This is a genomic window from Pseudoxanthomonas dokdonensis, from assembly GCF_001431405.1.
Lineage (GTDB): Bacteria > Pseudomonadota > Gammaproteobacteria > Xanthomonadales > Xanthomonadaceae > Pseudoxanthomonas_A > Pseudoxanthomonas_A dokdonensis.
This window is the reverse complement of record NZ_LDJL01000011.1, coordinates 55449-76898: the sequence shown is the minus strand read 5'-3', so window position 1 is coordinate 76898 and position 21450 is coordinate 55449. Positions and strand designations below refer to the sequence as shown.

General features: G+C 63.7%; 15 protein-coding genes. 11 read left to right on the top strand and 4 right to left on the bottom strand.

The features are described 5' to 3' along the window. Window positions 1-165: 165 nt before the first annotated feature. The 8 genes from ABB29_RS09995 to ABB29_RS09960 all read left to right on the top strand — a co-directional run bounded on the left by ABB29_RS09995 (window position 166) and on the right by ABB29_RS09960 (window position 13310). Window positions 166-1206: a LacI family DNA-binding transcriptional regulator gene (locus ABB29_RS09995; protein ID WP_057658632.1), complete on the top strand. Its 1041-nt coding sequence runs from the start codon at window positions 166-168 to the stop codon at window positions 1204-1206. A 72-nt stretch (window positions 1207-1278) separates the two neighbouring features. Further along, complete coding sequence (locus ABB29_RS09990) at window positions 1279-4293, top strand: TonB-dependent receptor (protein ID WP_057658631.1); 3015 nt, start codon at window positions 1279-1281, stop codon at window positions 4291-4293. A gap of 131 nt (window positions 4294-4424) precedes the next feature. Then, entirely contained in the window at window positions 4425-6038 is a 1614-nt protein-coding gene (locus tag ABB29_RS09985) for a glucoamylase family protein (RefSeq protein WP_057658628.1), read from the top strand. Window positions 6039-6112: 74 nt separating this feature from the next. Further along, complete coding sequence (locus ABB29_RS09980) at window positions 6113-7393, top strand: sugar ABC transporter substrate-binding protein (RefSeq protein WP_057659412.1); 1281 nt, start codon at window positions 6113-6115, stop codon at window positions 7391-7393. 14 nt (window positions 7394-7407) lie between these two features. After that, window positions 7408-8292, top strand: coding sequence for a carbohydrate ABC transporter permease (locus ABB29_RS09975; protein WP_057659410.1), 885 nt, complete (start codon window positions 7408-7410; stop codon window positions 8290-8292). Further along, complete coding sequence (locus ABB29_RS09970) at window positions 8289-9110, top strand: carbohydrate ABC transporter permease (protein WP_057658627.1); 822 nt, start codon at window positions 8289-8291, stop codon at window positions 9108-9110. Before ABB29_RS09975 ends, ABB29_RS09970 begins: the two co-directional genes overlap by 4 nt. Before the next feature lie 62 nt (window positions 9111-9172). Further along, on the top strand, window positions 9173-12331 hold the full coding sequence (locus tag ABB29_RS09965) for a discoidin domain-containing protein (RefSeq protein WP_057658626.1): 3159 nt from the start codon (window positions 9173-9175) through the stop codon (window positions 12329-12331). A gap of 61 nt (window positions 12332-12392) precedes the next feature. Further along, a complete protein-coding gene (locus tag ABB29_RS09960) occupies window positions 12393-13310 on the top strand; it encodes a M14 family metallopeptidase (protein WP_057658625.1) in 918 nt (305 codons plus the stop codon). 218 nt (window positions 13311-13528) lie between these two features. Here ABB29_RS09960 and ABB29_RS09955 read toward each other — a convergent pair whose 3' ends face one another. The 4 genes from ABB29_RS09955 to ABB29_RS09940 all read right to left on the bottom strand — a co-directional run bounded on the left by ABB29_RS09955 (window position 13529) and on the right by ABB29_RS09940 (window position 18982). Continuing rightward, window positions 13529-14188: a bifunctional 4-hydroxy-2-oxoglutarate aldolase/2-dehydro-3-deoxy-phosphogluconate aldolase gene (locus ABB29_RS09955; RefSeq protein ID WP_057658624.1), complete on the bottom strand. Its 660-nt coding sequence runs from the start codon at window positions 14186-14188 to the stop codon at window positions 13529-13531. Between the two features lie 62 nt (window positions 14189-14250). Beyond that, complete coding sequence (gene edd / locus ABB29_RS09950) at window positions 14251-16161, bottom strand: phosphogluconate dehydratase (RefSeq protein ID WP_057658623.1); 1911 nt, start codon at window positions 16159-16161, stop codon at window positions 14251-14253. 348 nt (window positions 16162-16509) lie between these two features. Further along, window positions 16510-17535, bottom strand: a complete 1026-nt coding sequence (glk, locus tag ABB29_RS09945; RefSeq protein WP_057658622.1) for a glucokinase — start codon at window positions 17533-17535, stop codon at window positions 16510-16512. 85 nt (window positions 17536-17620) lie between these two features. After that, on the bottom strand, window positions 17621-18982 hold the full coding sequence (locus ABB29_RS09940) for a GH1 family beta-glucosidase (protein ID WP_057658621.1): 1362 nt from the start codon (window positions 18980-18982) through the stop codon (window positions 17621-17623). A gap of 150 nt (window positions 18983-19132) precedes the next feature. Here ABB29_RS09940 and ABB29_RS09935 point away from each other — a divergent pair, with 150 nt between their 5' ends. From ABB29_RS09935 to ABB29_RS09925, 3 genes are all read left to right on the top strand, one after another. After that, entirely contained in the window at window positions 19133-20221 is a 1089-nt protein-coding gene (locus ABB29_RS09935; RefSeq protein WP_057658620.1) for an ABC transporter ATP-binding protein, read from the top strand. Window positions 20222-20334: 113 nt separating this feature from the next. Beyond that, window positions 20335-21135, top strand: coding sequence for an SAM-dependent methyltransferase (locus tag ABB29_RS09930; RefSeq protein ID WP_057658618.1), 801 nt, complete (start codon window positions 20335-20337; stop codon window positions 21133-21135). 31 nt (window positions 21136-21166) lie between these two features. Beyond that, window positions 21167-21445: a hypothetical protein gene (locus tag ABB29_RS09925; RefSeq protein WP_057658616.1), complete on the top strand. Its 279-nt coding sequence runs from the start codon at window positions 21167-21169 to the stop codon at window positions 21443-21445. Window positions 21446-21450 lie beyond the last annotated feature (5 nt).

The following is a 21450-nucleotide window of genomic DNA, read 5'->3' as shown; positions in this document are numbered from 1 at the left end:
GAGCTGGCCGCGGCTGTTGCGCTGCAGCAGGAAACGGTCACAAATAAGTCAAGTAAGTAATTGAATTGAAAGCACAAAAAGTCACTTTTCCAAAAGGTTTACTTAACGCCATGTAACCGTTTACAGTCGATCCGAACGCTTGGTTCGTGACCTGGAGGTCGGCGGGTGGCCCGCAGCGCAATCACCATCAAGGACGTAGCCCGGGAAGCGGATGTATCCGTGGCGACGGTCTCGCGCGCGCTCAATGGCCATGAGAACGTGGCCGAGGCCGTGCGTCAGCACGTCATCGCCACCGCCAGCCGCCTGCGCTACCAGCCGCACGCCGCCGCCCGCAGTCTGAGCAGCCGCCGCACCCAGACCATTGGCGTGGTCCTGCCCGACCTGCACGGCGAATTCTTTTCCGAACTGATCCGGGGCATCGACACCGTCGCCCGCGCACGCGGCCAGCACCTGCTGTTGTCGAGCTACCACGGCAACACCGCCGAGCAGGGGGAAGCGCTGAAAGCCATGCGCGGGCGTGTCGATGGCCTGTTACTGCTGTCGCCTTACCACGAAAGCGGCGGCTTCCTGCAAGACAACCTGCCGCCCCTGTTGCCGGCGGTGCTGATCAACACCCGCCAGGACAATCAGGACTATCCGTCCCTGAGCATCGACAATTTTGGTGGCGCGGTGGAGATGGTCCGGCACCTGCTGCAGAGCGGCCATCGCCGGATAGCCTTCATCGCCGGTCCGGAAGACAATTTTGACGCCCACGAGCGTCAACGTGGCTTTCGTCAAGCGATGCAGGAACGTGACGACACCGACGCATGGGAGTTGGCCGGGGATTTCAGCGAGGCTTCCGGCTACCGGGCCGGCAAGGCAATCGCCGACGCGGAGGCATTGCCCGATGCGGTGTTCGCGGCCAACGACATGATGGCGCTTGGCTGCCTGTTCGCGCTGGGCGAGTCGGGGCTGCAGGTACCCGCACGGGTTGCGTTGGCCGGCTTCGACGACATCCCGCTGGCGCGCTTCGTTCACCCGCCCTTGACCACCATGCAGGTCAGCATCGCCGGGTTGGGAGAACGTGCGATGACGCGCCTGCTGGACCAGATCGATGACAACGACACGACTGGCCAGCGCAGCCAGATGCTGTCACCGACCCTGGTGGTGCGCGGTTCCAGCCAGTCGCATTCACCACCGCCTGCTTATCCGGCCGGAGCCGGGTAGCTTTTTTTTGCCGTCCCCTGTAACCGATTTCAGCCTTCATTGATTTGCCTCACCCCCTGGGAGGGATCGTAGATGAGCCATAGCAACCACCCCGTTCGACTGACCCGCAGAGTCCTCAGTGCAGCTCTGGCAAGCTGCCTGGCCCTGGCCGCGCCTGCGGTGCTGGCACAGTCCACCGCTGCCACCGTCCGCGGCCAGGTCACCCTGGACTCGGCCCCGGCGGCGGAAGCCACGGTCACCGCCACCAACCTGGATACCGGCCTCAAGCGCACCGTCACCGCGCCGGCCGGCAGCTATAACGTCGGCGGCCTGCCACCAGGCACCTATCGCATCGACGTCAGCGCTGGCGGCCAGTCCAGTTCCAAGGTGGTCACCCTGCAGGTCGGCCAGACCGCGACCTTGAACGTCCCGGTCGGCGGCGTCGCCGAAACCGCGACCGCCGGCGAAGCCACCAACCTGGATACGGTCAAGGTCACCGCCGAAATCCTGGCCGAGACCAAGACCTCGGAAATCGCGACCTATGTATCGCCCAAGCAGATCGATGCGTTGCCGCAGAATTCGCGCAACTTCCTGGCATTTGCCGACATCGTTCCGGGCATCCAGTTCAATACCGGTACCGAAGGCTCGACTTCGTTGCGCAGTGGCTCGCAGAACAGCAATGCGGTCAACGTATTCATCGACGGCGTCGGCCAGAAGGATTACGTGTTGAAGGGTGGCATCACCGGGCAGGATTCCAGCCGCGGCAATCCCTTCCCGCAGTTGGGCATCGGCGAGTACAAGGTCATTACCTCCAACTACAAGGCCGAGTACGACCAGTTGAGCAGCGCTGCAGTCACTGCGGTGACCAAGTCCGGTACCAACGAATTCCACGGCGATTTCTTCTGGGACCGTACCGGCAGCGACTGGACCGCCAAGACCGAGCGCGAAGAGCGGGGTGAAACCGTCAAGCCGAGGTCCAAGACCGAGCAGTACGGCATCGCCTTGGGCGGCCCGATCATCGAAGACGCCATGCATTTCTTCGTCACCTACGAAGGCAAGGACTACAACACCCCACGCTCGGTAATTCCGGGACGCCAGTACCCGGTTGAAAATCTGCCGCCGGATCTGCAGGCAGCGGTACGCGACACTGTCAGCTCGCCGTTCAGTGAAGATCTGTACTTCGGCAAGATCGACTGGACACTGGGTGATGCGCACCTTCTGGAACTGACCATGAAGCGGCGCGAAGAAGAAGAGCTGACCAATATCGGTGGTACCAAGATTGCCAGCAACGGCACCAACAAGACCGGCGAAGAAACCCGCATCGACTTGCGCTACCAGTACAGTGCCGACACCTGGTTGAACGACGCGCACGTCACCTATGAAGATTCATCGTTTGGTCCTCGCCCGGCCAATCTCGATGTCGGCTACCAGCTGTTCGTGCCGCGTCGCGGCGAAGAGAATTTAAACAATCCCGCCATGGAAGAAGTATTGCTCGCCGGCGGTGGCGGTGATTTCCAGAACAAGGGGCAGAAGGGCTATGGTTTCCAGGACGATTTGACGTTCTTCGGCTGGGAAGGCCACACCATCAAGATGGGGGTCAAATACAAGTCGATTGATTTCAATGCCTTCGAACAGAGTCCGTACACGCCGCAGTTCCGCTACGACGTTACCCAGAGCTTCGATATTCCATACTTCGTCCAGTACACCGCGTCGGGCAACGGCTATCCGACCGATGTGGTTTCGAAAGCCAAGCAGTTTGGTGTCTATATCCAGGACGACTGGGACGTCAACGAGCACCTGACGCTTAATCTCGGCCTGCGCTGGGACTACGAAGAAAACCCCAGTTACGAAAACCATGTCACTCCAGACGCACTGGTGGCGGCGTTGCAGGCATGGCCGAACATCAACAACGCCAATGTTGACTACAACTACCAGGACTACATCAGCAATGGTAACAACCGCAGCACCTTCAAGGATGGCTGGCAGCCTCGCGTAGGCTTCTCCTACGACATCAATGGTGACGAACGCCATGTGATCTTCGGCGGTGCCGGTCGTTCCTATAACCGCAACCAGTTCGACTATCTGTCTTACGAAAAATATCGCCTGGCCTTCCAGCGTTACGAGCTGAACTTCAGCACGCCCGGACACCAGTGCACCTTGAGCCCGACCTGCGTGGAATTCGATCCCAGCTTTCTGGATCCGGCCACGCTGGCCGCCTATGCGGCCGCCAATGCCAGTAATGGTAGCGAAGTATTCTTGATCAACAATGACTTGAAGACCCCGTACTCGGATCAGTTCTCGCTGGGCATGCGCAACGCGTTTGGCCTGTGGGGCCAGCAATGGCTGTCCTCGGTCAGCGTGGTGCGGGTCGAAAGCAAGGACGGCATCCTGTTCACGATGGGCAATCGCTACCCGGACGGCGAGTTCCGCAACAATGATCTGGACTGGGGTGGCCAGCCATGGGATCAGGCACTGCCGGGCTGGGGGCGCTTCTTCCTCGGAAACAATGCGGTCGAGACGCGCACAACTTCATTGCTGGTCTCGCTGGAAAAACCGTATACCGCCGACTCCGGCTGGGGCATGACACTGGCGTACACCTATAACGATGCCGAGGAGAACCGGACCAAGTCCGACAATTTCTCGTTTGATTACCCCAATCTGGACAATGTCGCCTTTACCCAGGCGGTGGAGGTGCCCGAGCATCGACTGGTCATGACCGGTATCGCTGACTTCTACGGCATGACGCTGTCGGGCAAACTGACATTGGCGACGCCGAAGCCGCTGGAAGGCATCAACTGCCTCAACGTCGACGTGCCCAACAACTGCTACTTCGACCCGGTCACCCCGGACACGACGTTGGGCTACAAGCAGTTCGATGTCGCGTTGCAGAAAGAGTGGCAGATCAGCGAGGACATGCGCTTCCGGATGCGCGGCGACATCTTCAATCTGTTCAATTGGCGCAATTACAGTCAGTTCGATACTTATCGTGGTGGCTATGACGAAGCCCTTGGTCAGTTTGTTGCCAATAACAACTATCGTGACCGCACCAGCTATGAAATCGAAGGGCAGACCCGCACCTTCAAGTTGACGTTTGGCTTGAACTGGTAGCAGTTGGTAGCCGCTCGGCTGATGCCGGGCGGCGAGTTGCGAACCGCGCATGCAGCGCGGTGGAGCAGTATGACTTGGTGTATCAGAGGTATGTTTTGAAGAAGCACCCGCATCGTTTTGGTCCTGCATTCATGGTCGGGTTCCTGGCCGTGCTGCTGGCTGCCTGCAAACCGCAACCCGAGCCGGCCGCCAAGGCACCGGTGGCGCCGAAGAAGCCGGAGGTGGTACTAGTCGCACCGGAGGTGGAGGGCACACCCGGCAAGCCGGAGTTGCCGCCGTTGTTCCGCGACATCGAGAAGCGCACGTTCCAGTTTTTCTGGGACACCAGCAACGAGGTCAATGGGCTGACCCCGGATCGCTATCCGTCGCGGCCGTTCGCCAGCATCGCCTCGGTCGGCTTCGCGCTGACCGCATATCCGATCGGCATCGAGAACGGCTGGATCAGTCGCCGGCAGGCGGTCGAACGGACCCTGATCACGCTGAAGTTCTTCCGCGATCTGCCCAATGGCACCGCCCGCGAAGGCAAGGGTGCCTACAAGGGGTTCTACTATCATTTCCTCGACATGCGTACCGGTGAGCGATATGGCAGTTGGGTGGAACTGTCCAGCGTCGATACCGCGCTGCTGATGATGGGGGTGTTGTTCGCGCAGTCGTACTATGACCGCGATGATGCCAACGAAGCCGAGATCCGCAAACTGGCGGATCTGTTGTACAAGCGCGTCGACTGGCCGTGGTTGCAGCAGAACAAACCGCTTATTTCGATGGGCTGGTATCCGGAAAGCGGCTTCATCCCGCATGACTGGATGGGCTACAACGAGGCGATGATGCTGTACGTGCTGGCGCTGGGCTCGCCGACCCATCCGGTCAGCCCGGACGCCTGGGAAGTCTGGACCAGGACCTACAGCGAAAGCTGGGGCGTGTACCAGGGGCAGGAGTACCTGACCTTCGGCCCGCAGTTCGGCCACCAGTACAGCCATGTCTGGATCGATTACCGCGGCATCCAGGATGCCTACATGCGCGAGCGCGGCATCGATTATTTCGAGAACAGTCGCCGCGCCACCTATGCGCAGCAGGCCTACGCCAAGGAAAATCCGATGCAGTGGCGTGGTTACGGCGAGAACATCTGGGGCCTGACCGCCAGTGATGGCCCGCAGCAGACCCTGCAGGAATACCGCGGCGAACAGCGCCAGTTCCGCCATTACTCGGCGCGCGGGGTTGGCTTCCGCGAGAACTTCGACGATGGCACCATCGCCCCGACCGCGGCAATCGCCTCGTTGCCTTTCGCACCGGAAATCGTCATTCCGGCGACCAAGGCCATGCACAAGCGCTATGGTGAATACCTGTATTCCAGCTATGGCTTCCTGGATGCATTCAATCCGAGCTTCGACTACGACATCCCACTCAAGAACGGGCGCATCGTGCCCGGTGAAGGCTGGGTATCCGGGGATTACATCGGTATCGACCAAGGGCCGATCCTGGCGATGATTGCCAACTACCGCAATGATTTCGTCTGGGACGTGATGAAGAAGAATCCCTACATCCGCAAAGGGCTTGAGCAGGCCGGCTTCACTGGCGGTTGGCTGACCCCGGAAGGCGAAAATCCGCGTGCGGCGCCGCCGGACCACGATGCCGCCGATGCACGCGCCACCGGCGCGGCCGAGTCGCGCGCGCAGCAACGGACCAAGAGCCGGAATGACAACAGCGATGAAAAGGTGCCGATGCGCAGCGCCGACGAGCCGAAGTGAAGACTGAGCCGACCCTGGCCGGCCTGGCATGTTCCACTGTTCCCAGGCGCGGACGCCAGCTGCGGCTGGCACTGATGGCACTGCTGTTGATGGCGGTACTGGCCGCCTGTGGCGACAGCAATGGCCAGCGACAAGTGGTCACCTTCTGGGTGATGGGATACGAAGCCGAGGTGGTGGCGCAGCTGATCCCCGAATTCGAACGCCAGAACCCGGACATCAGTGTCGACCTGCAGCCACTGCCCTGGTTGTCCGCGCACGAGAAGCTGCTGACCGCCTTTGCCGGCGATGCGCTGCCCGACGTTGTGCCGCTGGGCAATACCTGGATCGCCGAGTTCGAGGCGCTGGGTGCCTTGCAGCCGCTGGATGATTATGTCGCCTCGGCCGCTGATTTCAACCAGCCGGATTTCTTTCCCGGGGTCTGGGACAGTGGCGTGGTCAACGGTCAGGTATATGCGGTGCCGTGGTATGTGGAAACCCGGCTGCCGTTCTATCGCACCGATTTACTGGCCGAGGCCGGCATCGACAAAGTGCCGGTCGATTGGGAGCAATGGCGAGAGGCAATGGCCAAGGTCAAGCAGCAGGTCGGGCCGGATCGTTACGCGATCCTGCTGCCGTTGAACGAGTACGAACAACTACTGAGTCTTGCGCTGCAGCAGCCGGAGCCGATGCTGCGTGACGGCGGCCGCTACGGCAACTTCCGCAGCGACAGCTTCAAGCGGGCGTTGGCGTTCTACCGCGAGATGTTCGAGCGCAAGTGGGCACCGGTGCTGACCAACAACCAGATTTCCAATGTCTGGGATGAGTTTGGCCACGGCCTGTATGCGTACTACGTCTCCGGTCCCTGGAACATCAGCAAGTTCAAGGAGCGCCTGCCAGCCGACCAGCAGGGCGACTGGATGACGATGCCGTTGCCCGGCCCGGATGGACCGGGTGCGTCGTTGGCCAACGGCACCAGCTTCGTCATCTTCCGCCAGTCGCCACGCAAGCAGGCGGCGTGGAAGCTGATCCGTTACCTGTCCTCGCCCGAAGCCGAAATCAAGCTGCATGCATTGACTGGCAACCTGCCGCCGCGGCGCTCGCCGTGGGGCGATGTCAGTCTGGCCAATGATCGCTACGCGGCGGCGTTCCGGGATCAACTGGAACGGGCGATTCCGACACCCAAGGTGCCGGAATGGGAGCGGATTGCCAGTGAAGTGAAGCTGGTCGCCGAACAGGTCGCCAATGATCGGCTGAGCGTGGCTCAGGCCGCCGAGGAGCTCGACCGCCGCGCTGACCGGATCCTGGAGAAACGCCGCTGGATGCTGGATCATGAGACCGCCACACCTGCTGCCGCTGGCGAGGGGGCCAGGCAATGAGCAGGGCGCTGAAAATGCCCGCGGGTACTGGCCTGGCCGGCTGGTTGTTTGCCGCACCGGCGCTGACCGTGATCCTGTTGTTCTTCGGCCTGCCGGTGCTGGCGGCGCTGGCCCTGAGCATCACCGACTTCGACATCTATGCACTGGCCGATATCGGCAACCTGCGCTTCATCGGTCTGCAGAATTACCTCAACCTGCTCGGCAATCCGCTGTTCTGGAAGACGCTCGGCAACACGCTTTACTTCGTCGTGGTCGGGGTGCCGCTGTCGGTGCTGCTGTCGCTGGGTGCGGCGCTGCTGCTGAACTCCAAGCTGGGCCGCTTCAAGGGCTTCTTCCGCACCGCGTTCTTTGCCCCGGTGGTGACCACGGTGGTGGCGGTGGCGGTGATCTGGCGTTACCTGTTCCACACCCGCTACGGTTTGATCAACTGGGGGCTGTCGGCGGTCGGCATCGATCCGATCGACTGGCTCGGCGACCCGCACTGGGCGATGCCGACCATCATCCTGTTCGCGGTATGGAAGAACTTCGGCTACAACATGATCATCTTCCTGGCCGGGCTGCAGAGTATCCCCGAAGATCTGTATGAAGCCGCGCGCATCGATGGCGCCTCGCGCTGGGCGCAGTTCCGCCACATCACCTTGCCGATGCTGGGGCCGGTGTTGCTGCTGGTTGGCATCCTGACCATGGCCGGCTATTTCCAGCTGTTTGCCGAGCCGTACGTGATGACCCAGGGTGGCCCGCTGGAGAGCACCAAGAGCGTGCTGTACCTGATGTATGAAGAAGGCTTCAAGTGGTGGAACCTGGGCAATGCCTCGGCGGTGGCCTTCCTGCTGTTCGTCTTGATGACGGCGGTAACCAGTGGCCTGCTGTGGTTTGCGCGGCGCAAGGGGGTGGAATGAAAACTCCGCTTGCCAGCTGGGTGGTCAATGGTCTGCTGGTGCTGCTGGCGGTGCTCAGCCTGGGGCCGTTGTTGTGGATGTTGTCGGTGTCGTTCATGCATACCGGTGAAGCCGGACATTTTCCGCCACCGCTGCTGCCATCGGCGCCGACGCTGGACAATTACCGCGAGCTGTTCATGCGCGCCGGGATGGGCCGGTATCTGTTCAACAGCTTCCTGATCGCAAGCTGCGTGATGCTGCTGTCGCTGCTGTTCAACACCATGGCCGGCTATGCATTCGCCAAGCTGCGTTTCAAGGGCCGCGATGCCACCTTCCGAGCCTTGCTGGCGGCACTGGTGATTCCCTCACAGGTGGCGATGATGCCGTTGTTCCTGCTGCTCAAGCAGCTGGGGCTGGTCAACACCTATGCCGGCGCCATCGTGCCGGGCATGGCGGCGATTTTCGGCATCTTCCTGGTCCGTCAGTACGCGCGTTCGATCCCAGACGAACTGCTGGAGGCCGCCCGCATCGATGGAGCCGGCGAGTTGCGGATCTTCTTCCAGATCGTATTGCCCGGGCTGAAGCCGATTCTGGTGACGCTGGCTATCTTCAGCTTCCTCGGCGCCTGGAACGACTTCATGTGGCCGTTGATCGTGCTGAGCGACGACAGCCTGCAGACCCTGCCGGTGGCGCTGGCATCGCTGTCGCGCGAGCACGTCATGGACTACGAGTTGATGATGGCCGGGTCGGTGGTGACCGTGCTGCCGGTACTGCTGCTGTTCCTGCTGTTGCAGCGTTACTACATCCAGGGCCTGCTGCTCGGTAGCGTGAAAGGGTGAAGCGGCAGCATCGTGCATGACCGCTGCCGGCCTGAACGAATCCATTACTTTGCAGGTGTTGCATGTTGAAACGCATCGTTGTTGTCCTGGTCCTGCCGTTGCTGGCGACCTCCACCGCGGCCATCGCGGCACAGCCGGTGCGGCTGCTGGATGGTTTCGAAGACACCGGCCCGTGGCGCGTGGTCACCTCCAACCAGGTCAGCGGCTCGCTGCGACAGATCGAGGGCGTCAAGGGCAACGCGATCTGCCTGGATTACAACTTCAACGGAGTGTCCGGTTACGCCGGTCTGCAACGCGATCTTGCGCTGGAATATCCGGACAACTACGCCTTCGAATTCCAGCTGCAGGGCGCGCCAGCGGGCAACGATCTGCAGTTCAAGCTGGCCGATGCCAGTGGCGACAACGTCTGGTGGGTCAACCGGCCGCACTACGATTTCCCGCCCGGCTGGACCCCGGTGCGCTACAAGCAGCGCCACATCGACAAGGCCTGGGGCCCGGATCCGGAACGGACCCTGCGTCGCAGCGCCAAACTCGAGTTCACCATCTACAACCAGACCGGCGGCAAGGGCAGCGTCTGTTTCGACCAGTTGACGCTGACGGCGTTGCCGCCGCAGGACAACAGCCCATTGACCGGGGTGGCCAGTGCCAGCGGGCAACTGGCGACGTTCGTGGCGGCCAATGCGGTCGACGGTGATCAGGACACGGCCTGGTATGCCGATTTCGCTGCCACCCCGAATCCGCAGCTGACCCTGGACCTGGGCAAGCCGCGCGAATTTGGTGGGCTGGTGTTGAGCTGGGCGCGCGGCCAGTGGGCCTCGGATTACCTGCTGCAGACATCGCTGGACGGGGAGCACTGGCTGGATGTGCGGACCGTGGTCGATGGCAACGGCGGCAAGGACTACATCGCCCTGCCGGAATCCGAAGCGCGCTACATCCGTCTGGATGCGATCGATGGCCCGCAGCCTGCGCTGGGTCTGGCCGAGCTGCAGGTGCAGCCGCTGGCATTCAGCGCGCATCCCAATGATTTCATCAAGGCGGTGGCCGCCGATGCGCCGAAGGGCTGGTACCCGCGCGGTTTCAGCGGCGAACAACCGTACTGGACCATCGTCGGCCTCGATGGTGGCCATGAGCAGGGGCTGATCGGCGAGGACGGCGCAATTGAAGTCGGCAAGGGTGGTTTCAGCATCGAACCGTTCGTGCTCAGTGATGGCCGCCTGATCGACTGGGCCGGGGTCAAGACCCGCCAATCGCTGCTGGATGGTTATCTGCCGATACCCTCGGTGCAGTGGCTGGAAAATGATCTGGCGTTGCAGGTCACCAGCTTCGTGCAGGGCACGGCCGACAACGCACAACTGGTGGCGCGCTACCGGCTGAGCAATACCGGCAGCACCGCGCGTCAGCTGCAACTGGCGCTGGCGCTGCGACCGCTGCAGGTCAATCCGCCCAGCCAGTTCCTCAACACCATTGGCGGTGTCAGCCGCATCGAACAACTGCAAATGGGCGAACAGAGCGCGACAGTCAACGGCCAGGCCAGGCTGTACTGCTATCCGGCCAGTGATCAGGGTTTCGCCAGTTCGTTCGACGCCGGCATGGCAGTCCAGCATCTGGCCGACGGCGACATTCCCAGACAGAGCGGGATCAACGATGCCACCGGTCTGGCCTCCGCCGCCTGGCTGTACAACGGCACGCTGGCGCCGGGGCAGAGTCGCGAGGTGACCCTGGTCGTGCCGCAGACCGGTGACTGGCAGCCACCGGCCACGTTTGATGCAGCGGCGGCGCAGGAACGCGTGGCCAGGCAGTGGCGCGACAAACTGGATCAGGTACGGATGCGCGTGCCGGCGCAGGGCCAGGCATTTGCCGATACCGTGCGCACCGCGACCGCGCACATGTTGATTTCGCGGGTCGGTCCACGCCTGCAACCGGGTACCCGTTCCTATTCGCGCAGCTGGATACGCGACGGCGCGATGATTTCCGAAGGGTTGCTGCGGATGGGCCGCAGCGAAGTGGTCAAGGATTATCTGGACTGGTATGCGCCTTATCAGTTCGACGACGGCATGGTCCCCTGCTGCGTCGATCAGCGTGGCAGTGACCCGGTGCCGGAAAACGACAGCCATGGCGAGTTGATCTTCAACATCGCCGAGTACTACCGTTACAGCGGTGACCGGGCGTTCCTGCAGCGGATGTGGCCGCATGTGCGCGCCGCTTACGACTACATGGAATCGCTGCGGCTGAGCGAACGCACCGAGCAGAACCGCGCCCGCAATCCGGCTTTCTACGGGATGATGCCGGTATCGATCAGCCATGAAGGCTATTCGGCCAAGCCGATGCATTCGTACTGGGACAACTTCTGGGCCCTGCGTGGCTACAAGGACGCGGTCGACATCGCGCAATGGCTGGGCAAACCCGAGCAAGCACAGGTCATGGCGGCTTCGCGGGATCAGTTCCGCGATGACCTCGATGCATCGCTGCGGGCGGCGGCCAGCCAGCACGGCATCGATTATCTGCCCGGCGCCGCGGAGTTGGGCGATTTCGATGCCACCTCGACCACGATTGCGCTGGCACCCGGTGGCGAGCAGGGCCGGCTGCCGGCGCAATTGCTCAACAACACCTTCGAACGCTACTGGCAGCAGTTCCAGCAACGCCGCGATGGCCAGCGCGAGTGGAAGGACTACACCCCGTACGAATGGCGCAATGTGTCGGCGTTCGTGCGCCTGGGCTGGCGCGAGCGGGCAGGGCAGGCGGTTGATTTCTTCTTCAAGGACCGGGCGCCGGCAGCGTGGAACCAGTGGGGCGAAGTGGTGTCGCGGACGCCGCGCACACCGTTCTTCCTCGGCGACCTGCCGCACGCCTGGGTGGCATCGGATTTTGTCCGCGCTGCATTGGACATGTTTGCCTATGTGCGCGAGGTCGACGACAGCATCGTACTGGCCGCGGGCGTGCCGGCTGACTGGATCAGCAGCGCAGGCGGGGTGGCGATCAGCGGACTGCGCACCCCTTACGGCCGATTGGACTATGCATTGCAGGCCGACGCGCGGCAGTTGCAGCTGCGGGTGGAAGAGGGCATGACACTGCCGGCGGGCGGACTGGTGCTGCCCTGGCCGCTGGCAGGGACTCCGGCCGACGGCCGTACCCTGGTCAACGGCAAACCGGCGCAGTGGCAGGAAGGTGAGCTGCGCATCCACGCGCTGCCGGCCGAGGTCAGCGTGCAGCTGCAGCCCTGAACTTCGACCGCGTGCAGGCCGCTTGTTAAGATCGCGGTCTTTCCGCAAGCGAGGCCCCGACATGACCGCATCCACCACCGCCTATCCTGTGGGTACCCCCGGCGTGGCCTGGGGCGCCGCGGAACGCGCGCAATGGTTGGCACGGCAGCGCCGGCAACGCAGCTATGCCGATGACGTGCTGAGCGTGGTCGAACGCCTGCGGCCGCGATTCGAGGTAATCCAGTACGGCCAGCTCGATTACGGCGACCAGCAATTCCCGCTGTATGCATTCAAGAGCCAGCCCTGGCAGCCGGATCTGCCGGTGGCACTGGTCACTGGCGGCGTGCACGGCTACGAAACCAGTGGCGTGCACGGCGCGCTGCAGTTTCTCGAGCAACGTGCTCAGGATTACGCTGGTCGGGTCAATCTGCTGGTCGCGCCGTGCATCAGTCCGTGGGCTTACGAGCGCATCCATCGCTGGAATCCGGATGCGATTGATCCCAATCGCTCGTTCCATGCCGACAGTCCGGCTGGGGAATCGGCGGCGCTGCTGGATCTGGTCGCACCGTATGCCGGCCAGGTGCTGTTGCACATCGATCTGCACGAAACCACCGACAGCGACGAAAGCGAATTCCGGCCGGCGCTGGCGGCGCGCGATGGCAAGCCGTACGAGCCCGGTGAAATCCCCGATGGTTTCTATCTGGTCGGCGACAGCGGGAATCCGCAGCCGGCGTTCCAGCAGGCGGTCATCGCCGCAGTCGAAAAGGTCACCCATATCGCGCCGGCCGACGCGCGTGGCGAGATCATCGGATCAGCGGTGGTCGGCCATGGCGTGATCAACTATCCGGTCAAACAGCTTGGCTTGTGCGCGGGCGTCACCGATGCACGCTTCACCACCACCACCGAGGTCTATCCGGACAGTCCGCGGGCGACGCCGCAGCAGTGCAATGACGCACAGGTGGCGGCGGTCTGCGCGGCACTCGATTTCGCCCTCAGTTGATTGGCCGTAGAGCGGAGCTCGCTCCGCTGCTCCTGGTCCATCGTCCGTGTCCTGTCACGTGTTGTATGTTCCAGCGCAGCAAGCTGCGCTCTACGTACAAATCTCTGACGTAGAGCGCAGCTCGCTGCGCTGTATAGCCATCACCTACTTGTAGAGCGGAGCTCGCTCCGCTGCCGGTCTTACACGAGGCTCGAACGGCTACACCGCGCGACGTGGCCTCAGCCCGCGCGCACCGACGCCACGATGCTTGCAGCCTTGGCCGAGCTTTCGCGGACCTTGTCCCAGTCGCCGCTTTCAATCCAGTTGCCCGGCACCATCCACGAACCACCGATGCACAGCACGTTGGGTTGCGACAGGAATTCGGCGGCATTGCTTTCGCTGATGCCACCGGTCGGGCAGATTTTCAGATCCGAGAGCGGACCGGCCAGGCCCTTGAGCATGGTCAGTCCGCCGACCGCGCTGGCCGGGAACAGTTTGCAGGTGCGGAAGCCGCGCGCCATCAAGGCCATGAATTCGGTTGGTGTCGCGCCGCCCGGCACCACTGGAATCGGCGCTTCGGCCAATGCGTCGGCCAATGCCGGTGGCGTACCCGGGGTGACCAGGAAATCGGCGCCGGCGTCGATCGCCTGCTGCATCTGCTCGGCGCTGAGCACGGTGCCGGCACCGACCACCACGTCAGGTAGTTCCTTTTTCAGCATCGCCAGCGCCTGCATCGCCACCGGTGTGCGCAGGGTCAGTTCGATTGCCGGCAGGCCACCGGCCAGCAGTGCCTCGGACACCTGTCGCGCCTGATCCAGGGTGTGCACGGTGACCACCGGCAGGATGCCGGCGGCGCTGAGAAGTTGCTGGGCCTTGCGCTGGTGTACGTCGATGCTCATGTCTGGCTCTTGTGGCAAGCGCCATTGCCGGCGCGTGGAGGAGGGATGATAGCCGCGCCTGCTCAGGCGTCCTTGGCTTCATGGGGTGCGGCGGCGGCCCACTCGCTGTCGCCAAGTTCGTACTCGGCGTCGTATTCCCAGGTGCCGTCATGGCAGGGCGGGCCGCAGGAAATCGACAGCGCGCCCTGATCGGCGGGCTTGACCATCTCGCGATTGAAGGCAAACAGGTTGCGGCCCAGGTCCAGGCCCGCCGGTGAGGTATTGGCGGCCTGTTCACGGGCTGCCCATTCGCTGGCGTCCACCTGCACTTCCAGCACTCCAGCTTCGGCGTCCATGAACATCATGTCGCCTTCGCGGATCTTGCCAATCGGGCCACCGCGCGCGGCCTCGGGAGTGACATGAATGGCGGCGGGAAATTTGCCGGAGGCACCGGACAGACGGCCATCGGTGACCAGCGCCACTCGCCGTCCCTGGTTCTGCAGCAAGCCCAGCAGCGGTGCCAGCGAGTGCAGTTCGGGCATGCCGTTGGCGCGCGGGCCCTGGTAACGGACCACGGCCACGAAGTCATGCGGCAGCGCGCCGGCGGCATGCAGTTTGTTGAGCGAGCGGGGATCGTCGACCACCACCGCCGGCGCCAGGATGGTGCGGAATTCCTGCTTCACCGCCGAGGTCTTGATCAGCGAACGGCCGATATTGCCGCGCAGCAGGCGCAGTCCGCCCTGGGCTTCGAAGGCTTCGGCGACCGGGCGCACTACCGCCGGGTCGGCACTGCTGGCGACGCCGGGCACATAGTCCAGGCGTCCATCCTGCAGGCGCGGCTCACGACAGAATGCACGCATGCCGTCGCTGGCAATCGTGGTGATGTCGTGCATCAGGCCGGCATCGAGCAGCTCGCGGAACACGAACGCAGTGCCACCGGCGGCGGCGAAGCGATTGACGTCGGCTTCGCCATTGGGATACACCCGTGCCAGCAATGGCACGGTCTGCGACAGCTGATCGATGTCGTCCCAGGTCAGGATGATGCCGGCGGCGCGGGCCACCGCGACCCAGTGGATGGTGTGGTTGGTCGAACCGCCGGTGGCCATCAACGCGACGATGGCGTTGACGATCGCGCGTTCGTCGACCAGATGGCCAATCGGCCGGTAATCCTCGCCCAGCGCGGTCATCTCAAGCGCACGCTCGGCCGAAGCGCGGGTCAGTACGTCGCGCAGCGGTTGCTCCGGATTGACGAAAGAAGTGCCCGGCAATTGCAGGCCCATTGCTTCCAGCAATACCTGGTTGGAATTGGCGGTGCCGTAGAAGGTGCAGGTGCCGGCGCCGTGGTAGCTGGCGGCTTCGGTTTCCAGCAGTTCGTCGCGGCTGGCCTTGCCGGCGGCGTAGCGTTCACGCACTTCGGCTTTCTGTTTGTTGGGGATGCCCGGGGTCATCGGTCCGGCCGGTACGAACACCGCCGGCAGGTGGCCGAACGCGAGCGCGCCGATCAGCAGGCCGGGGACGATCTTGTCGCACACGCCCAGGTACAGCACCGCATCGAACATGTCATGCGACAGCGACACCGCGGTCGCCTGGGCGATGTTGTCGCGCGAGAACAGCGACAGCTCCATGCCCGGCCGGCCCTGGGTGACACCGTCGCACATCGCCGGCACGCCGCCGGCCACCTGGGCGGTGGCGCCGAGTTCGCGCGCAGCCTGGCGGATGATTTCCGGGTAATGCTCGAACGGCTGGTGCGCCGACAGCATGTCGTTGTAGGCGTTGATGATGCCGAGGTTGGGGGTGACATCGGCGCGCAGGCGACTCTTGTCGGTCGGCCCGCAGGCAGCGAATGCATGGGCCAGGTTGCCGCAGCTCAGGCGGCTGCGGCTGGGACCACGCTGGCGCGAAGCGTCGATGCTGTCCAGGTACGCCTTGCGCAGCGGCGCACTGCGCTTGCGGATGCGTTCGGTGATGGCGTGTAGGCGGGGATGCAGGCTCATGGGCGTCGACTTTGCTGCTGAAGGGATGTGCCCATCATTCCGCAGCCGCGGGCGAAGCACAGACCTGTTCTTGGAACCCATGCGCCGGCGCGCGCGATGTGCGCAGGTGGCGGGCAAGATAGCGAAGGTGCGCCGCAGTAAACGCGCTGCAGGCTGAAAACACAGGCTACTTTCTACGGTTTTTACGCACTTTTTTAAAGTGACCAAAGACAGACCAGTCAATGCAACGGGTCCTAAACCCGCCCGTAGAGCGGAGCTTGCTCCGCTTGATAATCAGATACGGGCCGTAATCACGGATGTTGCACGGACAAGCAGCGGAGCAAGCTCCGCTCTACCGGATGCGGCTGATCAGGCGCTCCTGGCCGGCAACTCGGCCTTGGCGTAGTGCTCCAGCGCAATCGCCGAAGCACCGAGCAGGCCCGGATGCGGAAACATGATCGCCAGGGTCGGGATCCGCGACATCGTCGCCGAGAAACGGCCTTTGTGCTCGAAGCGCTGGCGGAAACCGGAATGCTGCAACGCCGCCAGCAGCTTGGGCACCATGCCGCCGGTCAGGAACACCCCGTCCCATGCGCCCAGGGTCAACACCAGGTCGCCGGCAACCGCGCCGAACACCGCACAGAACATGTCGATGGCGCGGGTGCTGGTTTCATCGCCGGCGGCGGCGCGGGCGGTGACATCGGGCGGCAGCAGGATGCCGGGATCGACACCGGAGATCTCGCTGATCGCGCGGTGCACGTTGACCAGGCCCGGTCCGCAGATCAGGCGCTCGACCGAGACCCGACCGAACTGGCTGGACAGCCGTTGCAGGACTTCGATTTCACCCGGCGTACCGGGGGCGAAACTGACATGGCCACCTTCGCTTTCCAGCGGATAGCGCTTGCCGTCGCGCAGGATCAGTCCACCCACGCCGAGACCGGTGCCGGGGCCGAGAATCGCGTAATTGCGCGAGCCTGCCTGCGGATCCGGTGTCCATGGCACGTTGCCGACGTTGACCACGTCATCGCGGCCGAGCAGCGGGATGGCCATGGCCTGGGCAGCGAAATCGTTGACCAGGCGGATGTCATCGAAACCCAGCGCCGCCCGCGTGCGCGCCAGCGAGATCACCCACGGATGGTTGGTGATGCGGGCCTCGTCGCCATCGACACGACCGGCCACCGCGAACACGCCGTGCCGCACCAGGGTGCCGCTGGCTTCGACGTCGATGCTCTTGAGGTAGTGCTTGGCGGCTTCGGCCAGCGACGGGAAGTCGGCGACCGAAAAGCCGCGCACGGTCTCGACCAGCAGCGGCACTGGCAGCGAAGTGTCGGCCAGTGCGAAGCGCGCATTGGTGCCGCCGATATCGGCCAGCAGTACCCGGACCGTGGCGCTCATGCCTGACGGCTCTCCTGCAGCGGATTCTTCAACGGGCGTGGCTGCTCGAGCCGGGCATCAAAAAAAGGTTTCCGCTGCATGCGTTTCAATCGTCCTCGTCGATTAACCGGGCGCCATGGCTGGCGACAATCCCCGCATAATAGCGCGCACTGTCCTTGGGTGTGCGGGTCTGGGTCTGGTAGTCGACATGGACGATACCGAACCGTTTGGAGTAGCCCAGCGACCATTCCAGGTTGTCCAGCAGCGACCAGACGAAGTAGCCGCCGATGTTGCAGCCGGCATCGATGGCGTCATGGACCGCGCGCAGGTGCTGGCGCAAGTAGCTGACCCGCAACGGATCCCGGACCCGGCCGCGCTCGGCCTTGGGCGGGTCGAAGAACGCCGCGCCGTTTTCTGTGATGAACACCTGCGGGTTGCCATAGCGCTGCTTGACCCAGGTCAGGGTGTCGGTCAGTCCTTGCGGATACACCTCCCAGCCGGTCTCCGTATACGTATGCTGCGGCTGCCGCACCGGTGAGGCCTTCAACGGCCAGCTCGACTCATCGTGGCGGGTGACGTTGCGGGTGTAATAGTTGACGCCGATGAAATCGATCGGCTGGCTGATCAAGTCCATGTCCGCCTGCGGCCATTCCGGCCAGGCTTCGCCGAAGATGTCGCGCATCTGTTCGGGGTACTTGCCGAAGAACACCGGGTCCAGGTACTGGCGGTTCATGTAGGCCTCGGCGCGATCGCGCGCGGCCTGGTCTTCGGCACTGTCGCTGGCGGCGTACTTGGGCTCGATGTTGACCACGATGCCGATGTCGTGCTGGCCGATGGCGCGGTAGGCCTGCACCGACTTGCCATGCGCGCGCAGCAGGTGGTGCGAGGCAATCGGCGCCTCGAAGCGATTGCGGTGGCCCGGCGCCAGCGCGCCGTGCAGGTAGCCGCCATCGGTCACCACCCACGGCTCGTTCAAGGTCGCCCAGCGCTTGATGCGCCCATCCAGGCGCTTGAACATGACTTCGCTGTATTCGCCAAACCAGTCAGCCACGTCCGGGTTCAACCAGCCGCCGCGGTCATCCAGCGCCGCCGGCAGGTCCCAGTGGAACAGGGTGGCGACCGGGGCGATGTCGTTTTCCAGCAGGGTGTCGACCAGCCGTTCGTAGAAATCCAGGCCTTTCTGGTTGACCCGGCCCTTGCCCTCGGGCAGCACCCGGCTCCAGGAGATGCTGAAACGGTAGGACTGCAGTCCCAGCGACTTCATGATTGCGATGTCGTCGCGGAAGCGGTTGTAGTGGTCGCAGGCGATGTCGCCGTTGTCATCGTTGAGCATGCGCCCGGGGGTGTGCGCGAAGCGCTGCCAGATGCTGGGGCCGGCGCCGTCGGCCAGCGGCGAACCCTCGATCTGGTAGGCAGCGGTGGCCGCGCCCCAGACAAAACCCTCGGGAAAAACATAAGACTTCGACATGGCCCCTCCGGCAGGGTCTTGAGTGTGGGAACAGGTGGCATGTAAACGGTTACATGGCAGAATACCGCAAGCCGCCGCCACTGGAAACGGGCGGCGCGGGGCATCCCGCGCCAGCCGCCAATGGGCGGCGCGACGACAACAGGAGCAGACATGGCAAGTGTTCGGCTGGACAACGTTCGCAAGGTGTACGACAACGGCCAGGTCGGCGTGCAGGGCGCCAGTTTCGATATCCGTGATGGCGAACTGCTGGTGCTGGTCGGACCTTCCGGCTGCGGCAAATCGACGCTGTTGCGGATGATTGCCGGGCTGGAAGCCATTTCCTCCGGCGACCTGTACATCGGCGAGCGCCGGGTCAACGAGGTCGCACCGAAAGATCGCGACATCGCCATGGTGTTCCAGAGTTACGCACTGTATCCACACATGACGGTGGCCCAGAACCTGGCCTTCGGTCTCAAACTGCGTGGCCACGGCAAGGACGAAATCGCCGCGCGCGTGGCCAAGGCCGCGGCCACCCTCGGCATGACCCAGATGCTGGACAAGCTGCCGCGCGAGATGTCGGGTGGCCAGCGCCAGCGTGTGGCCCTGGGTCGGGCCCTGGTGCGCGAGCCGGCGGTGTTCCTGCTCGACGAGCCGCTGTCCAACCTGGACGCCAAGCTGCGCCATTCGGTGCGCACCGAAATCGCCCGCCTGCACCGGGCATTGGGCGCAACCATGATCTACGTGACCCATGATCAGGTCGAAGCGATGACCCTGGGCGAGCGCATCGTGGTGCTCAACGAGGGTGCCATCCAGCAGATCGATACGCCGATGGCCCTGTACCGGCGGCCGGCCAATCTGTTTGTCGCCGGCTTCCTCGGCAGTCCGGCGATGAACGTGCTGCGCGGCCGCTTGCAGGCCGACCCGGCGTTGTCGCTGCTGCTGGACAGTGGCGAACGGATGGCACTGGGCGAGGCGGCCGTGGCCAGTGACTGGCTGGGCAAACCGGTGGCCGTCGGCATCCGCCCGGAAGACCTGCGGGTGGTCGATGCCGGCGCGGCCGGTTTCGAGGCGCTGGTCGAGAGCGTGGAGCCGGTCGGCAATGAAGCCTTCGTGCACCTGGTCGGGGCCGGGCAGACCCTGGTTGCGCGGATGTCGCCGGACGCGCTGCCCGAGGTCGGCCAATCGCTGCGGTTGCGGCCAACCCCGGCGGCGCTGCATTTCTTTGATGGCGACAGCGGCGAGCGCCTGCAAGCCGGCTGACGGGCGTGCTCGGGCGGCTCCGGCAACGTGACCCAGGTCGCGCCTTTAGATGTGCGGATTCTCACTTTCCGATACTATCGGCATGACTGGGGCCTGAATAGAGAAGTTAGACAATGCAACAACCGGGGATTCTGGCCTGCGTCGGGACAGGAATGATGCTTGGCGGACACATCAGCCCACGTGCCCGACATCACATCGAGCATGCGGACGTGGTGTTCGTGGCGGTCTCCGATCCCCTGGTCGAACTGTGGATCCAGCAGATGAACCCCGATGTGCGCAGCCTGCAGCCGCTGTATGCGGAGGGCAAATCGCGGCGCGACACCTATCGCGAGATGGTCGATCTGCTGCTGGCCGAAGTGCGTGCCGGCAAACATGTGTGCGGCGCGTTCTATGGCCATCCCGGCGTGTTCGCGATGGCACCGCACCGCGCGGTGGCGCAGGCGCGTGCCGAAGGCTTCGAGGCGGTGATGGAGCCCGGCGTGTCGGCCGAGGACTGCCTGTACGCCGACCTGGGCATCGACCCGGGCAGCTATGGCTGCCAGCATTTCGAGGCCAGCCAGTTCATGCTGTACCAGCGTCGTATCGACCCGTCGGCCTATCTGATCCTGTGGCAGGTGGGGCTGGCCGGCGACCGCAGCCTGAAGGTCTATGCCAGCAGCAGCGAACAACGCCAGCTGCTGGTCGATCTGCTGGCCCAGGATTATCCGCTCGATCACCAGGTCATCGTCTATGAGGCGGTCACGCTGGCGCTGCAGACCCCGCGCATGCAGCACATCGCCCTGGGCGATCTGGCGAGCACCGATCTGAGTCTGCACACTACACTGGTGGTGCCGCCGTCGCGCCCGATGCAACCCAATCACGCGTTGCAACAGGCGATGTCCCGGTTGCAGCATGTGGCCAACGCCGCGGCCTGATGCCGCATCCATCCAACTCCGGAAAACACGTATGTCCAACAGTCTCCGCCTGCTTGAAACCCTGGGCCAGAACCCGACCTTGTCCGCGCTGTCCGCTGCCGACCTGGAAACACTGATGGCCGACATGGCGCTGGAAGACCAGCAGCGCGACGCATTGCGCGCCGGCGACAGCGCCCGCCTCAGCCACCTGCTCGGCGGCCGGATGATGATGATGCCGATGCTGCGTGAGCCCGGTGAAAGCGAAGAACGTTCGCCTGCCGATGCGCCGCAACGGGACGACGACAGCCAGGACGAGCCGCAGGAGGACTGAACCCG

Excerpts from the sequence above, each read along its gene's own strand:
- ABB29_RS09925 (WP_057658616.1), top strand. The coding sequence starts at position 21,167 with ATGTCCAACAGTCTCCGCCTGCTTGAAACCCTGGGCCAGAACCCGACC.
- ABB29_RS09930 (WP_057658618.1), top strand. The coding sequence starts at position 20,335 with ATGCAACAACCGGGGATTCTGGCCTGCGTCGGGACAGGAATGATGCTT.
- ABB29_RS09965 (WP_057658626.1), top strand. The coding sequence starts at position 9,173 with ATGTTGAAACGCATCGTTGTTGTCCTGGTCCTGCCGTTGCTGGCGACC.
- ABB29_RS09985 (WP_057658628.1), top strand. The coding sequence starts at position 4,425 with ATGGTCGGGTTCCTGGCCGTGCTGCTGGCTGCCTGCAAACCGCAACCC.
- ABB29_RS09960 (WP_057658625.1), top strand. The coding sequence starts at position 12,393 with ATGACCGCATCCACCACCGCCTATCCTGTGGGTACCCCCGGCGTGGCC.
- ABB29_RS09940 (WP_057658621.1), bottom strand. The coding sequence starts at position 18,982 with ATGTCGAAGTCTTATGTTTTTCCCGAGGGTTTTGTCTGGGGCGCGGCC.
- ABB29_RS09970 (WP_057658627.1), top strand. The coding sequence starts at position 8,289 with ATGAAAACTCCGCTTGCCAGCTGGGTGGTCAATGGTCTGCTGGTGCTG.
- ABB29_RS09955 (WP_057658624.1), bottom strand. The coding sequence starts at position 14,188 with ATGAGCATCGACGTACACCAGCGCAAGGCCCAGCAACTTCTCAGCGCC.
- ABB29_RS09935 (WP_057658620.1), top strand. The coding sequence starts at position 19,133 with ATGGCAAGTGTTCGGCTGGACAACGTTCGCAAGGTGTACGACAACGGC.
- ABB29_RS09975 (WP_057659410.1), top strand. The coding sequence starts at position 7,408 with ATGCCCGCGGGTACTGGCCTGGCCGGCTGGTTGTTTGCCGCACCGGCG.
- ABB29_RS09990 (WP_057658631.1), top strand. The coding sequence starts at position 1,279 with ATGAGCCATAGCAACCACCCCGTTCGACTGACCCGCAGAGTCCTCAGT.
- ABB29_RS09980 (WP_057659412.1), top strand. The coding sequence starts at position 6,113 with ATGGCACTGCTGTTGATGGCGGTACTGGCCGCCTGTGGCGACAGCAAT.
- edd (WP_057658623.1), bottom strand. The coding sequence starts at position 16,161 with ATGAGCCTGCATCCCCGCCTACACGCCATCACCGAACGCATCCGCAAG.
- glk (WP_057658622.1), bottom strand. The coding sequence starts at position 17,535 with ATGAGCGCCACGGTCCGGGTACTGCTGGCCGATATCGGCGGCACCAAT.